This window comes from Amycolatopsis sp. YIM 10, assembly GCF_009429145.1.
Lineage (GTDB): Bacteria > Actinomycetota > Actinomycetes > Mycobacteriales > Pseudonocardiaceae > Amycolatopsis.
Map to the genome: position 1 here is coordinate 8,945,843 of NZ_CP045480.1, position 13,282 is coordinate 8,959,124.

A 13,282-nucleotide genomic window follows, 5' to 3' on the forward strand; every position below is an offset into this window, starting at 1 on the left:
ACCAACGGGGTCGGTGTCCGGCACCTCCGTGGTCGCGGGATCTATAATCGTCAAGTTGTGCTCCTAGATTCGCGGATGTGCAACCTCCGGCGTGGCTCCCGGCCAATGGGAGCCACGCCTCTTTGATCTTGGGGCCCACCTGGAAACGTCGAATATTCGACCACCCAAAGCTACGTCCGTAAGATCTCAGGCATTTTTACACACAACCGTTATTGCGCGCAGCAACCGGGGCGAAAATAGTCAACAACCTCAGTCATCGACATTCACGGAATATTCGAGGATGCCTCGATCGAGTGACAGAGAACCGGTAACAGCGCAGCACGACAACGCGCCCGGCCACTAATGGTGGAGCGCAGCACGACACCTTCACCGCAATTCGCAAAAATGCGCAGCGCAAATGCGCGCGGTGAATCGAACAGCATTACCACGGCATTCGCCGCAACCGATCGCCCGGCGGCGGAAATCCGGCGACGAGCGGCGACCCCGGTTCGGCCGCGCACCCATGATGCCACAGCCGGGCCGATCTTGCACACGCAGATGCACGTGCATGATCCGGTGCAGCCGAGAAGAAATCCGCTTTCCCGGCGGAGGTGGCCCGTGCCACCATCCGCCGGTGTCCCACTCACGAACCGAACTGCTCCGCTGGCAGTACGAACTGACCTGGTCCCTGCTCGAACTCCACCTGGCCGAACTCGAGCCGGACGACTTCGGCTGGACCACCGCCACGCACCACTGGACGATGCACCAGGACTCGGCCGGGGGCTGGACCCCGGACTGGGCGGACACCGAACCGTCGCCGATCCCGGTGCCGACCCTGGGCTGGGTCACCTGGCACCTCGGCTGGTGGTGGTCGGTCACCCTCGATCATCTGCGCGGCCGCGCCCCGCGCGACCGCGCCGACATCACCTGGCCGGGGCCGGGGCAGCCGACCGTCGACTGGCTGCGCGGCCTGCACGCGGAATGGACGGCCGTGCTCGCCGAACTCACCGACACCGGCCTCGACGCGCCGGCGACCTTCCCGTGGCCGGACGATCCGGCCAAGACCGTCGGGCACACGCTCGCCTGGGTGAACGCGGAACTGATGAAGAACACCGCCGAAATCGGCCAGCTCCGCCTACTCCGCGCGGCGGCTTAGGTACTGCGGTGGCTTACGTACTCGGGTACTAGCGGCCGCGGAAGGCGGCGACCGCGGTGTGCTGCGGGGTGCCTTCGGCCGCGGGGGCCAGGCTGTACAGGATCTCCGCGGTCATCGCGCCCTGCGGCACCGGCTTCACGTACGGCCGCGCCGGGTCGACGACCTGTTCGCCGTAGGAAGCGAGTTCGGCGTGCCCGCTCTCCGGCGTGGGCCCGAAGAACTTGATGTGGTGCACGGTGAACGAGACAAAACCGAGGCTGATCACCAGATCCGCGGGTACCGCGGGGCAGACCAGCGTTTTGCTCACGGTGCTTCCCGGACCCAGCTCCATGTGGCTCTCCTCCTCGATGGTGGGGTCAGATCCCGGCGGTCCCCCGCCGAGCAGGGCGGCGAACTCCTGCCTGGTGCCGCGGAAGGCGTTGAGGTCCAGCGGCGCGTACCCGGCCACCCGGCCGGAACTGGAGAACTGCAGCAGTGCCACGCCGAGCCCGCCGTAACCGTCCCAGTAGTGCGCCGGCACGTCGGCGTACTCCTCGGCGATGGTGCCCTGCGCGTTGTCGGGGTAGCGCGAGGACCACAGCGGCGGCAGCCCGGCCAGCGACGGCTGGCCGAGTTGCTGCCAGTACCAGCGCGGAAGGTACGTCAGCGGAACGGGATAACCGGCCCCGCGCAACCGATCCACGATCTCCCTGGTGAGCGCGACGTTGCCGCTGTTGCCCTCCACGTCCGGGATCACCGGCATGCCCGGTGGCACCACGCGGCGCACGTTGTCCACCTGCGCCGCCGCGGAGACCCCGGCGCGCTGGTAGTGGTACGCGGCCACCAGCAGGCCCGCGTTCTGGGCGCGCGCGATGTTGTCGTGGAAGCGCGAGTCGACGAAGCCGGAACTTTCGGTCGCCTTGCAGATGACGAACTCCACGCCCTCCGCGCGAGCCTGGTGCAGGTTGGGATTGCCACCCTGGTGATGGCTGATGTCGAGGCCGAACAGGACCATCGTCACGCTCCCATGCGGTTGGCCAGGCGAGCCCATTACGTTGTCGCGGCACGGAAAACCCGTGCCGCGACAACGATCGTAACCCTATCGTGGCCGTCATGGGCGCCTTTACCGCACCGCGTGCACCCGTTCGGCCGAGCGGCGCAGGAACACCGCGGCGGTCACCGCCGCGAGCGCCACGAATCCCGCGCTCAATCCGTACGACAACTGAAAACCTTCGGTCAGCGCGGTTTTCTCGGTGACCCCCGCGCCGATCAGTTCGGCGCTGTGCGTGGTCGCCGCTGTCGCCAGTACGGCGGTACCCATCGCCGCGCCGACCTGCTGCGTGGTGTTGATCAGTCCGGACGCGATGCCCGAATCACTCGCCGTGGCACCGGACATCGCCAGTCCCATCAACGCGGGCATCGCCGAGCCGAAGCCGGCCCCCATCAGCACCAGCACCGGCAGAACGTCCACTGTGTACACTCCGGCCTCCGGCACCCTGGCCAGCCAGGCCAGTGACAGCGCGACGAGCACCAGCCCGCCGGTGAGCACGTGCCGCGCGCCGAACCGCCCGGCCAGCCGGGCGGCGAAGCCGAGGGAGAACACCGCGATGGTCACCGGCGCGGGCAGGAAGGCCAGTCCGGTCCACAGCGCGTCCAGTTCGAGCACCCGCTGGAGGTAGAGCGCGGTGATGAACTGGAAACCGAACAACCCGGCCACCATCAGCACCATCACCAGGTTCGCCCCGGCCACCGCGCGCACCAGGAACAGCCGCAGCGGCAGCAACGGCTTGGCCGCTTTTGCCTGCCGCAGCACAAAACCGGCCAGCAGCACGAGCGAAAACGCCAGCAGGCCAATGCTTCGCGCACTGCTCCAGCTGTGCTCCTCGGCCTGCACGATGGTGTAGACCAGCAGCATCAGCCCGCCGGTGACCAGTCCGGCACCGGCCAGGTCGACACCCTCCCGCAGCCCGGGCCCGCGATCGGCGGCCACCAGCCGCCAGGTCAGCGCGATCGCCACCACGCCGATCGGCAGGTTGATGAAGAACGCCCAGTTCCAGCTCAGCCCCTGGGTCAGCACCCCGCCCGCGATGAGCCCGATCGACGAGCCACCGGCCTGAACGAAGCTGTAGACGCCGATCGCCTTGGCCCGCTCCCGCGGTTCGGGGAAGAGCGCGACGATCATGCCGAGCACCACGGCCGAAGCCATCGCGCCGCCCGCGCCCTGGAGGAACCGGAAGACCACCAGCGCGGTCCGGTCCGCGGCGATCCCGCACAGCAGCGAGGCCACGGTGAACACCACCATGCCGACCAGGAAGACGCGGCGGCGGCCGAGCAGGTCGCCGAGCCGACCGGACAGGAGCAGCGAACCGGCGAAGGCGATCAGGTAGGCGTTGACCACCCAGGCCAGCCCGGCCTGGGTGAAGCCGAGATCCCGCTGGATCCACGGCAGCGCGACGGTGACCACCGAGCCGTCCAGCACCACCATCAGCGTGGCCGCGCTGAGCACGCTCAGCGCGAACCATCTCGATCCACCGTTTTCGGGCATGATCCATCCCCTCAAGAAAGCAGAATCAGTGAGAATTCCCTGGCCAGCGCCAGGGCACTTCTTGTTACAGCGACCATCTTGTGTGACCATGACCGCGAGCGGAAGGAGGCACTTTCATGTCTCAGGGGAACATCGATGTGTCCGAGCAGGTCAGCTCCGGGGAGGCGTGCACGGTGCTCGAAGCCCTGCAGCGGGTGAGCGGCAAATGGGCCATCGGCATCCTGCTGGAGGCCTCGAACGGGCCGGTCCGCTTCACCGAGCTGGAGCGCGCGGTCAAGGGCATCAGCCGCCGCATGCTCACGCTGACCCTGCGCAACCTCGAACGCGACGGCCTGCTCGTCCGTACCGTCTACCCGACCGTGCCGCCGAAGGTCGAGTACACCTCCACCGAGATGGCGATGGAGTTGTACGGCTCGCTGCGCGGGCTGACCAAGTGGGCCGAGCGCCACCGCGAAACGATCTCCGCGGCGCGCGAACGCTACGACGCCGCGAACACTGCGCACACAGCGAACGCGGCACCCGCCAGCTAGGGTGGCGGTCGATCAGGAGGTGAGCCGTGCCCGCGAAAAACCCGTTCCGCTGGCTCGGTGCGTGGGCCGACTGGTTCGAGGCCCGTGGCGTCTACGTGCCCGGCGAGGACACCCGACCGGTGAACCCTTGGCGGGACTTCGGCTGGTTGCTCGTGGCCTGGCTGGCCGGACTGGCGATCTTTGTGCTCTTCTTCGCACTGGCCGTGTGAAGCGCTTTCCGGAGGGTTGTGCTGAGCGTTCTTCTGAACACTGACACTTGCGTGATGACTGTCACCCGCCGTGCATCATCGGTCACGGATCGGCCACGGCCCGACGTCAGCTCCGCGTCAACCGGCCCAACTTACTCGCGCGTACCGCACGGTACGTAGAGAGTGGAGCGCGTCGGCCGAAGTACCTACGCCGAACGGACCAACGACCATCGGGATCGGACAGGAGAACGGCCAGTGCGCTCGCGGAGACCCCTGCTGCTCGCCTGCGTGCTGCTGGCGACGGCGGGCTGCGGCGCCTCGCAGCTGGACCCCAACACCGCGATGACGATCCCCGGCACCGAGCCGGCCGCGCACCAGGCGATGGTGCCCGCCGAGAGCCGGGTCGACTTCGGCCGCGAGTTCCGCTTCCCGGACGGCCTGACCGTGCTCGTCTCCACCCCGAGGACCTTCCAGCCCAGCGCGACCGCCTATCCGCGGTGCGCACGGGCGGTGGCCTTCGAGGTCAACCTGCTCAACGACGGCAAGCAGCCGTACCGCCTCTCCGGCTTCTCCGCCTCGGCCACCGTCGCCGGGGAACCGGCCAAGCAGGTGGTCGACTCGGCGCAGGGCTTCACCGGCATCGTCGACGCCGCGAAGGACGTCGAGCCCGGCCGCAACGTGCGCCTCACCTTCGCCTTCGCCATGCCAGCGGATCCGGTGGAGCTGAAGGTGTCCGTGCGGCCAGGGCCGGAAAGCGCGGCCTCGGCGCTGTACACGGGCCAAGCCTGACCGCGTCGCCTCCCCGCGGAGCCCGGTAATCTCCGGGCATGAGCGAGCGACTTTCCCCCGGCGACGCGGCCCCCGACTTCACCCTGCCCGACAGCGCGGGCAACAAGGTGTCGCTGTCGGACTTCCGCGGGCAGTACGTGATCGTCTACTTCTACCCCGCCGCGGGCACCCCGGGCTGCACCAAGCAGGCCTGCGACTTCCGCGACAACCTCGCCGAACTCAACGACGCCGGCTACCAGGTGCTCGGCATCTCCCCCGACAAGCCGGAGAAGCTGGCGAAGTTCGTCGACGCCGAGTCGCTGACCTTCCCGCTGCTGGCCGACCCCGACAAGACCGTGCTCACCCAGTGGGCGGCCTTCGGCGAGAAGAAGAACTACGGCCGTGTTGTGCAGGGCGTGATCCGGTCCACCTTCGTGGTCGATCCCGAGGGCAAGATCGCCAACGCGTTCTACAACGTCCGCGCCACCGGGCACGTGGCGAAGTTGATCAGGGACCTGGGCGTCTCCGCCTGAGGTGGCGGGCCTGGAGTCCGCGGCGCTGAAGCTGGGCGGCTCGGTCGCGCAGCACGCGGCCAGGTTCTGGTTGCAGCGCCGCAGAGCGAAGTTCGAGCGGTCGGCCAGCCTCGCCGAGCTGGCCGAGCAGGAACTGGGTGGTCCGCTCAAACGCCGGAACCTGGACAACCTGGTCGACCGCGTCGAGACGCTGGTCGCCGAGCAGCTGGCGCCGGTGCTGGACAGCCGGTTCGCCGATTTGCCCGACAACGAGGTCGAGGCCGCCGTGCTCGCGGTGACCGACGTGCTCCGGCAGGTCGACCTCTCCGACGAGGCGCTGCTGGCCGCCGACGCGGATCCGGAGGCGCTGGCTCGCCGCGTCCGGGAACAGTTCGCCGACCGGCCCGCCGAGGTCGCGCTGGCCGAGCGGGCGTGGCCGCTGTACGAACTCGCGCTCGACCAGTCGTGCCGCCACCTGGTGCAGGTGGTGCGGTACCTGCCCGCCTTCCAGCCCGCGGCGCTCGCCGAGGTGCTGTCGCGGTTGAGCAGGCTGGAGGAGCTGCTCACCACCACTCCGGTCACCACCCTGCTCGCGCCGCGCGGCACCGACCACGACACCGAGTTCGGCCAGGCGTACCTGCGCGCGGTGGCGAAGTCGCTCGACCGGCTGGAGCTGCTCGGCCTCCCCAGGGACCACACGGACGAGCAGCCGCGCCTGCCGCTCACCGTGGCCTACCTGAGCCTGCGCGTGTCCACCACCACCCGCGACCGCCGCGACGAGCAGGAGGAGAAGTCGTGGCGCGGCGAGATGCCGGTCGAATGGGCCGTCGGCCGCACCGACCGCACGCTTCTGCGGGGAGAAGCCGGTTCGGGGAAAACCACGCTGCTGCACTGGCTGGCGGTCACCGCGGCGCGTGGTGAGTTCCGCGGTGAGCTGCGTGGCTGGAACGGGCTGGTGCCGTTCGTGGTGCGGTTGCGCACTTTCGCGGGCGGAAGACTGCCCGCGCCGGAGGAGTTCGTCGCGCACGGCGCGAGCGCGATCGCGGGGCTGATGCCGCCCGGCTGGGCGCACCGCGTGCTGCGCACCGGCGCGATCCTGCTGGTCGACGGGGTGGACGAGGTGCCGTCCACCCGTCGCCGTGAAGTGAAGGCGTGGTTGCGCGACCTGCTCGACGCCCATCCCTCGGTGAAGGTCGTGGTCACCGCGCGCCCGGCGGCGGCCGACCGGGGCTGGTTGTCCGACGAGGGTTTCTCGGCGGTGACGCTCGACCCGATGGGGCCGACGAACGTCCGTGCCTTCCTGCGCCGCTGGCACGACGCCGCCGAGTCCGCCGGGGTGCAGGCCGACGTGGCCACCGCGCACCGCCGCCTGAGCGCCCAGCTGGAGCGCACGCACCTGCGCGAACTGGCCGCGAGCCCGCTGCTGTGCGCGATGTTGTGCGCGCTGAACCTGTCGCACCGGGCGAGCCTGCCGACCAGCCGGATGGACCTGTACGCCAAGGCACTGGCGATGCTGTTGCACCTGCGCGACAGCGAACGCGGGCTGAGCGGCCTGCTCGGTGACGCCGAGAAGCGCGTCCTGCTGCGGGATCTCGCCTGGCGGCTCACCCTGGCGAACCGGGTCGAGCTTCCCCGCGACGAGGCGCTGCGGCACCTGACCGCGAAACTGCCCGCGATGCCGAACGTCACCGCGGAGCCGGAAGCGCTGCTGGCGCACCTGCTGGAACGCAGCGGGGTGCTACGGGAGCCGGTGCCCGGCCGGGTCGACTTCGTGCACCGGACGTTCCAGGAGTACCTCGCCGCCGACGAAGCCGTGCAGCAGCACCACATTCCGACGCTGCTGGCGCACGCGCACCTGGACACCTGGCGCGAGACCGTGGTGATGGCCTGCGGGCACGCCACCGCGCGCCAGGCCGGTGAGCTGGTCGACGGCCTGCTCGACCGCGCCACCGCCGAACGCCGACGCGCCCGCCGCCTGCGGTTGCTCGCCGCGGCCTGCCTGGAAACCGTGCGGGACATCGATCCGGCCACCCACGCCCGTGTCGACGCGGCGCTGGGGAAACTGGTGCCGCCACGCGATCTCCGCGAGACGGCGTCACTGGCGACGGTCGGGCACCGGGTGCTCAAGCTCCTGCCGACGGACATCTCGGAACTCTCGGACGCGAAGGCCGCGGCAACGGTCCGGACCGCGGTCCTCACCGGCGATGCGGACGCCTTGCGCGTGCTCGCCGGTTACGCCACGGATCCCCGCGAAGGGGTGCAGGAAGAACTGCAGCACGGGTGGCAGTTCTTCGAGCCGGAACGGTACGCCGACGAAGTGCTCGCCGATGCCCCATTGCGTGAAGGCTGGCTGATCGTCCGCTCGCTCAAATGCCTGCCGTTCGTCGGGCGGTTGCGGCACCTCAAGGCGCTTTCGGTCTACACCGATCCGCCCGACGACTTCCGCGACCTCGGTGACCTGCCGATGCTCGACGACCTGATGTTCTTCGGCGAGCCCGACCGCCCGATCGACCTGCACTGGCTACGCGACCACCCGAAGTTGAAGCGACTGCGCGTGTACCGGGCACACCACTTCTCCGGTCTGCCCACCCTCGCCGCCCTGACCGAGCTGACCGCTCTCGGGCTCAGTCAGGCCGCACCGTGGGGGGATCTGGGTTTCCTTCGCCACACCCCGAAGCTGGTCTGGCTGAGTCTGGACGACACCGGCGCGCTGCCGAACCTGGACGCCCTGCACGACCTGCCGGAGCTGCGGCAGGTCGTGCTCACCAAGTACTCCGGCGCGTGCCTGGCCGCGACCACGCCGCTGCCCAAGGTGGAGGTGCTGGGCCTGTTCGACCAGGAACCGGAGCTGGCCGCAGTGCCTGCCACCTTCCCGGCGTTGTCCTACCTCAACATCCGGCCGGTCGGCCGGGCCGACCTCTCCCCGCTCCGCGCACTACCGCTGAGGAACCTGACCTTGCAGAACTACGACGGCGCCGATCTGAGCGTGCTCGACCCGGAAATCGAGATCCGCATCCTCTAGGCCAGCGAGCGCAGGTGTGGCAGGAGCGCGCGCAGGGCCCGGCCCCGGTGTGACTGGGCGTCCTTTTCGGACGGTTCCAGTTCCGCCGAGGTCCGCGAACCGCCCTCCGGCACGAAGATCGGGTCGTAGCCGAAACCGTTGGTGCCGCGCTCTTCCCGGAGCAGCGTGCCACGCCACTCACCACGCACCACGATCTCCTCGCCGCCGGGCACCACCAGTGCGGTGGTGCAGACGAACGCCGCGCCCCGGCGCTCGTCCGGGGTGTCGGACAGCTGCGCCAGCACCAGGTCGAGGTTGGCCTGGTCGTCGCCGTGCCCGCCGGACCAGCGCGCCGACAGCACGCCCGGCATGCCGTTGAGCGCGTCGACCGTCAGGCCCGAGTCGTCGGCGACCGAGGGCAGTCCGGTGGCCGCCGCGGCGTCGCGGGCCTTGGCGAGCGCGTTCTCCTCGAAGGTGGCGCCGGTTTCCGGGGCCTCCGGGAACTCGGGCACGTCACCGAGGCCGACCACCTCGATGCCGCCGAGACCCTCCGCGTCCAGGATGCGCCGCAACTCGCCGAGCTTCTTGGCGTTCCGTGAAGCGACCAGCAACTTCGTCACTTCTTGGCCTTCTTGTCCGGCTTCGGCTCCGGCAGCTCACCCGGGTAGGGCAGCGCCAGCGCCTCGTTCTGCTTCTCCACCAGCTGCGCGCACCCGGCCAGCGCGAAGTCCAGCATGGTGTCCAAAGTGGACCGCTGGAAGGTGGCGCCCTCGCCGGTGCCCTGGACCTCGATCAGCGTGCCGGCGTCGGTGGCCACCACGTTCATGTCCACCTCGGCGCGCGAGTCCTCCTCGTACGGCAGGTCGAGCCGCACGCGGCCATCGACGACGCCGACGCTGACCGCGGCCACCGAGGTCGCCAGCGGCTGCGGGTCGGCCAGCCTGCCCGCCGCGCCGAGCCAGGTGATCGCGTCGGCGAGCGCGACGTAGGCCCCGGTGATGGCCGCGGTCCTGGTCCCGCCGTCGGCCTGGATCACGTCGCAGTCGATCATGATCGTGTTCTCGCCGAGCGCGGCCAGATCGATGCAGGCACGCAGCGAGCGGCCGATCAGGCGGCTGATCTCGTGCGTGCGGCCGCCGACCCGGCCCTTGACCGATTCGCGGTCGCTGCGGGTGTTGGTGGCCGAGGGCAGCATCGCGTACTCGGCGGTGATCCAGCCGAGCCCGGAACCGGCCCGCCACCTCGGCACGCCCTCGTTCACGCTCGCCGCGCACAGCACCCTGGTGTTGCCGAACTCGATGAGCACCGAGCCGGCCGGCCACTGCTGGAAGCCGCGGGTGATCTTGACTTCGCGGAGCTGGTCGTCGTTCCTGCCGTCTTTTCTCGCCACCCGTGCACTCTAGAACGCACCCCCGGGCACTTGTTGACCGGTGCGGACGCGGTTACCGTCAGCATCCATCGAATTCACTGGACTCACTGGGGAGGTCCGTTGAACCGGGTCCGCACCATCCTGCTCACCCTGCTCAGCGCCGTGCTGATCGGTGGTGCGGCCCCGGCGGTGGCCGCCGCCGAGGACTGCACCGCGACGCTGGAGTGCACCGCCGAGGACATCAACCTGATGAGCATGCCCGAGCGGCTGGCCTTCGTCCGCGAGATGTCCGCCGGGCCCGCCGCCGAACTGCTGCCCGGGTACGCGCCGCGCTGGCGCAACATCGAGGGCATCATCGGCTTCTTCCGCGACCACGACATGGGCGCGCCGGGCAGCTGGGTGTCCTATGTGGACGCCGGAATCGTGGAGGGCATCGAGCGCGGGCTGGCCATCGCGCTCGGCCGGGGCACCGACACCTTCGGCAACCCGGGTTCGGCGAAGTGGGCCGACTACCTGACCAGGCTGCGCGACGGCGAACTCACCGGCCGCGCCGCGCACGACCGCGCGTGGAGCCAGGCCGAGCAGGCCTCCACCGAGCACGGCGTGCGGCTGGCCGAGGAGGTGCACGGTGTGCCCGCGAGCGCGGTGGAGGAACGCTTCTACGCCTACTCCGAGTTCTACCGCTGGGTGCTGCGCAACCGGCCGCCGCTGCTCGACCTGTTCTCGCCGGGCGGCACACCCGGCTCGCCGCAGCAGATCACCTTTCTCGACTGGTTCACCGACGTGACGAACGAGACGCCGTCGCGCAAGGGCGCCGAACTCGCGCTCGACCTGGCCGAGTTCGACATCGGCGGCGGCACCTTCAGCATGTTGTGGCTGGCCAACGCCTACTTCTACGAACTGTTCGACGACTACCTGGCCGACCTCGCGAACAACCCGGCCGGTCAGACTTCGTAGACCGCGCCCTGCTCCACCAGTTCCGCTTCACGGAATTCCAGGCGCGCTTCGGCGAGCACGGCGTCCCGGTCGGCCCACGGCGCGACGTGGGTGAGCAGCAGCCTGCGCGCGCGGGACTCCCTGGCCAGCGCACCGGCCTGCTTCCCGGACAGGTGCACACCGGGCGGCCGGTCCGGCGCGTCGGTCCACGAGGCCTCGCTGAGCAGCACGTCGACGTCCGCGGCAAGCTCGGTCAGGGCCGCGCACGGACCGGTGTCGCCGGTATAGGCGAGCGTGCGGCCGCCGTGCCGGACGCGCAGGCCGTACGCGGTGGTCGGGTGGTCGACCTCGGCCACCTCCACCTCGAACGGGCCCACACGCAGGCTGCCGGGGGTCAGCTCCCGGAAGTCGTACACATCGGACAGGTCGGTCTCGGCCAGCTCGGCCAGGTTGGGCGCGTAGGCGTTCGCCAGCCGGGCCGCGGTGTCGGCCGGGCCGAACAGCGGGAGCTTCGCCGGGCGCCGGTCGTACGGCGGCTCGGGGTGGTAGCGGCGCAGCACGGTCAGCGCGCTGACGTCCGCGCAGTGATCGGGGTGCAGGTGCGAGAGCAGCAACGCGTCCAGCTCGAACGGATCGCGGGCGACCTGCAGCTGTGCGAGCGTGCCGTTGCCCAGTTCGAGGCCGAGCACGAAGCCGTCGGCCTCCAGCAGATATCCGGATGCGGCGCGGTTCGGCCCGGGGATGCTGCCCGAGCAACCGAGGATCGTCAATCGCACCCCCGGCACTCTGCCATGTGGACCCGCTAACCGCTCATGGCCGAGAACACACCCGGGGTGAATCCCATGAAACGCTCGGCCAGCCGGGTGAAGGGCTCCGCGGACCCGGTGGCGGTGAACTCGTGCCGAGGCGGTTCGGCGCGCTCGGCGAACAGGTCCAGCTCGGTCAGCACGCGCACCACGTCCTTGGCCGTCTCCTCGGCGCTGGAGACCAGCGTGACCTCCTGGCCCATGACGATCTGCAGCACGCCGGTGAGCAGCGGGTAGTGCGTGCAGCCCAGGACCAGGGTGTCGACTTCCGCCCGCAGAAGCGGGTCCAGGTAGCCCTGGGCCAGGCCGAGCACCTGGCGGCCGGAGGTCACGCCGCGTTCGACGAAGTCGACGAACCGCGGGCACGCGACGCTGGTCACCTCGACGTCCTTGGCCGCGGCGAAGGCGTCCTCGTAGGCGCGGGAGCGGATGGTGCCCTCGGTGCCGATCACGCCGATGCGACCGGAGTGCGTGGCGGCGACCGCGCGCCGCACGGCCGGGAGCACCACCTCCACCACCGGCACGTCGTACCGCTCGCGCGCGTCGCGCAGGCAGGCGGCCGAGGCGGTGTTGCAGGCGATCACCAGCGCCTTGACCCCGCTGTCGACCAGGTTGTCCAGCGCGGCCAGCGCCAGCTCCCGCGCCCTGGCGATGGGCAGCGGACCGTAGGGGTTGTGCGCGGTGTCGCCCACGTACCGGAGCTGCTCGCCGGGCAGCTGGTCGGCGATCGCCCTGGCCACGGTGAGCCCGCCGACGCCGGAGTCGAACACACCGATGGGCGCACTGGGATCGGTCACACGTCGAGATTACCGGGGGTGGTGGGGGCGGGCTTGACCGCTCGTTTCCGGCTGACCAGCCAGGCCGCGAGCACGCCGGACAGCGCGCCGAACAGGTGCCCCTGCCAGGAGATGTTCGGATCGGTCGGCAGTACGCCCCAGATCATCCCGCCCCAGATCGCGAGCAGCGCCAGTGCCACGCCCAGCTGCGCCCAGCTGCGGTTGAACAGCCCGCGCACCAGCAGGAAGGCCAGCCAGCCGAAGGCCAGCCCCGAGGCGCCGACGGTGACCGCGTCGCCCGGCCCGATCAACCACACCCCGAGCCCGCCGACCACCCAGATGATGCCGGTGACCACCAGGAACCGGCCGATGCCGCCGGCCATCGCGAGAAAGGCGAAGACCAGCACCGGAATGGTGTTGGCGAACAGGTGGCTCCAGCCGTCGTGCAGCGCGGGCGCCCAGATGACGCCGTCCAGCCCGGCCAGGGTTCTGGCCTGGATGCCGCCGTTGTCCAGGTTGGCGGGAAGGATCACGTCCACCAGCTCGACCAGGTAGAGCAGGACGACAAAGCCCAGCGCCAGCAGCGCCGCGGCTTTCGGCCGGTCGGGCAGCACGCGCTTGGCCGGATCGGTGGCCGGCGTGCCGCCGCCGGTGGGCTGTGCTGGAAGTGTGCTCACGAATTCCAGGCTAAGCGCCCGAAGCGGGCAGCGCCTCGGGAGAAATCCCTGAGGTACGAA

The 13,282-nt window shown here is 70.1% G+C and carries 14 protein-coding genes; 7 read left to right on the forward strand and 7 right to left on the reverse strand.

Going from position 1 to position 13,282, the window contains the following annotated elements; translation table 11 throughout:
- Positions 1 to 613 precede the first annotated feature (613 nt).
- Positions 614 to 1,135, forward strand: a complete 522-nt coding sequence (locus YIM_RS41390; RefSeq protein ID WP_228004344.1) for a DinB family protein — start codon at positions 614 to 616, stop codon at positions 1,133 to 1,135.
- Between the two features lie 28 nt (positions 1,136 to 1,163).
- Here YIM_RS41390 and YIM_RS41395 read toward each other — a convergent pair whose 3' ends face one another.
- Together YIM_RS41395 and YIM_RS41400 are read right to left on the reverse strand one after the other, a co-directional pair.
- Positions 1,164 to 2,129, reverse strand: a complete 966-nt coding sequence (locus tag YIM_RS41395) for a glycoside hydrolase family 25 protein (protein WP_153037578.1) — start codon at positions 2,127 to 2,129, stop codon at positions 1,164 to 1,166.
- Between the two features lie 108 nt (positions 2,130 to 2,237).
- Complete coding sequence (locus YIM_RS41400; protein WP_153035552.1) at positions 2,238 to 3,659, reverse strand: DHA2 family efflux MFS transporter permease subunit; 1,422 nt, start codon at positions 3,657 to 3,659, stop codon at positions 2,238 to 2,240.
- 116 nt (positions 3,660 to 3,775) lie between these two features.
- Here YIM_RS41400 and YIM_RS41405 point away from each other — a divergent pair, with 116 nt between their 5' ends.
- From YIM_RS41405 to YIM_RS41425, 5 genes are all read left to right on the forward strand, one after another.
- Positions 3,776 to 4,189, forward strand: a complete 414-nt coding sequence (locus YIM_RS41405) for a helix-turn-helix domain-containing protein (RefSeq protein ID WP_153035553.1) — start codon at positions 3,776 to 3,778, stop codon at positions 4,187 to 4,189.
- A 26-nt stretch (positions 4,190 to 4,215) separates the two neighbouring features.
- On the forward strand, positions 4,216 to 4,398 hold the full coding sequence (locus YIM_RS41410; RefSeq protein ID WP_153035554.1) for a hypothetical protein: 183 nt from the start codon (positions 4,216 to 4,218) through the stop codon (positions 4,396 to 4,398).
- A 234-nt stretch (positions 4,399 to 4,632) separates the two neighbouring features.
- Positions 4,633 to 5,166 carry a hypothetical protein gene (locus YIM_RS41415; RefSeq protein WP_228004345.1) on the forward strand — a complete coding sequence of 178 codons (534 nt, stop codon included), beginning with the start codon at positions 4,633 to 4,635 and terminating at the stop codon, positions 5,164 to 5,166.
- 38 nt (positions 5,167 to 5,204) lie between these two features.
- Positions 5,205 to 5,678, forward strand: a complete 474-nt coding sequence (bcp, locus tag YIM_RS41420; RefSeq protein ID WP_153035555.1) for a thioredoxin-dependent thiol peroxidase — start codon at positions 5,205 to 5,207, stop codon at positions 5,676 to 5,678.
- A 1-nt stretch (position 5,679) separates the two neighbouring features.
- Positions 5,680 to 8,679: an NACHT domain-containing NTPase gene (locus tag YIM_RS41425; RefSeq protein WP_153035556.1), complete on the forward strand. Its 3,000-nt coding sequence runs from the start codon at positions 5,680 to 5,682 to the stop codon at positions 8,677 to 8,679.
- On the opposite strand, the gene rdgB is transcribed toward YIM_RS41425, so the two are convergent.
- Together rdgB and rph are read right to left on the reverse strand one after the other, a co-directional pair.
- A complete protein-coding gene (gene rdgB / locus YIM_RS41430; protein ID WP_153035557.1) occupies positions 8,676 to 9,278 on the reverse strand; it encodes an RdgB/HAM1 family non-canonical purine NTP pyrophosphatase in 603 nt (200 codons plus the stop codon). The genes YIM_RS41425 and rdgB overlap by 4 nt on opposite strands.
- A complete protein-coding gene (rph, locus tag YIM_RS41435) occupies positions 9,275 to 10,048 on the reverse strand; it encodes a ribonuclease PH (RefSeq protein ID WP_153035558.1) in 774 nt (257 codons plus the stop codon). The genes rdgB and rph overlap by 4 nt, the downstream gene beginning before the upstream one ends.
- Before the next feature lie 99 nt (positions 10,049 to 10,147).
- Here rph and YIM_RS41440 point away from each other — a divergent pair, with 99 nt between their 5' ends.
- A complete protein-coding gene (locus YIM_RS41440) occupies positions 10,148 to 10,984 on the forward strand; it encodes a hypothetical protein (protein WP_153035559.1) in 837 nt (278 codons plus the stop codon).
- On the opposite strand, the gene YIM_RS41445 is transcribed toward YIM_RS41440, so the two are convergent.
- The 3 genes from YIM_RS41445 to YIM_RS41455 are packed head-to-tail and all read right to left on the reverse strand — an operon-like array spanning position 10,972 to position 13,222.
- A complete protein-coding gene (locus YIM_RS41445; RefSeq protein ID WP_153035560.1) occupies positions 10,972 to 11,739 on the reverse strand; it encodes an MBL fold metallo-hydrolase in 768 nt (255 codons plus the stop codon). The two genes, YIM_RS41440 and YIM_RS41445, sit on opposite strands and share 13 nt — an antisense overlap.
- Positions 11,740 to 11,765: 26 nt before the next feature.
- Positions 11,766 to 12,566: a glutamate racemase gene (gene murI / locus YIM_RS41450; protein ID WP_153035561.1), complete on the reverse strand. Its 801-nt coding sequence runs from the start codon at positions 12,564 to 12,566 to the stop codon at positions 11,766 to 11,768.
- Positions 12,563 to 13,222: a rhomboid family intramembrane serine protease gene (locus tag YIM_RS41455; RefSeq protein ID WP_153035562.1), complete on the reverse strand. Its 660-nt coding sequence runs from the start codon at positions 13,220 to 13,222 to the stop codon at positions 12,563 to 12,565. The genes murI and YIM_RS41455 overlap by 4 nt, the downstream gene beginning before the upstream one ends.
- Positions 13,223 to 13,282: the final 60 nt, after the last annotated feature.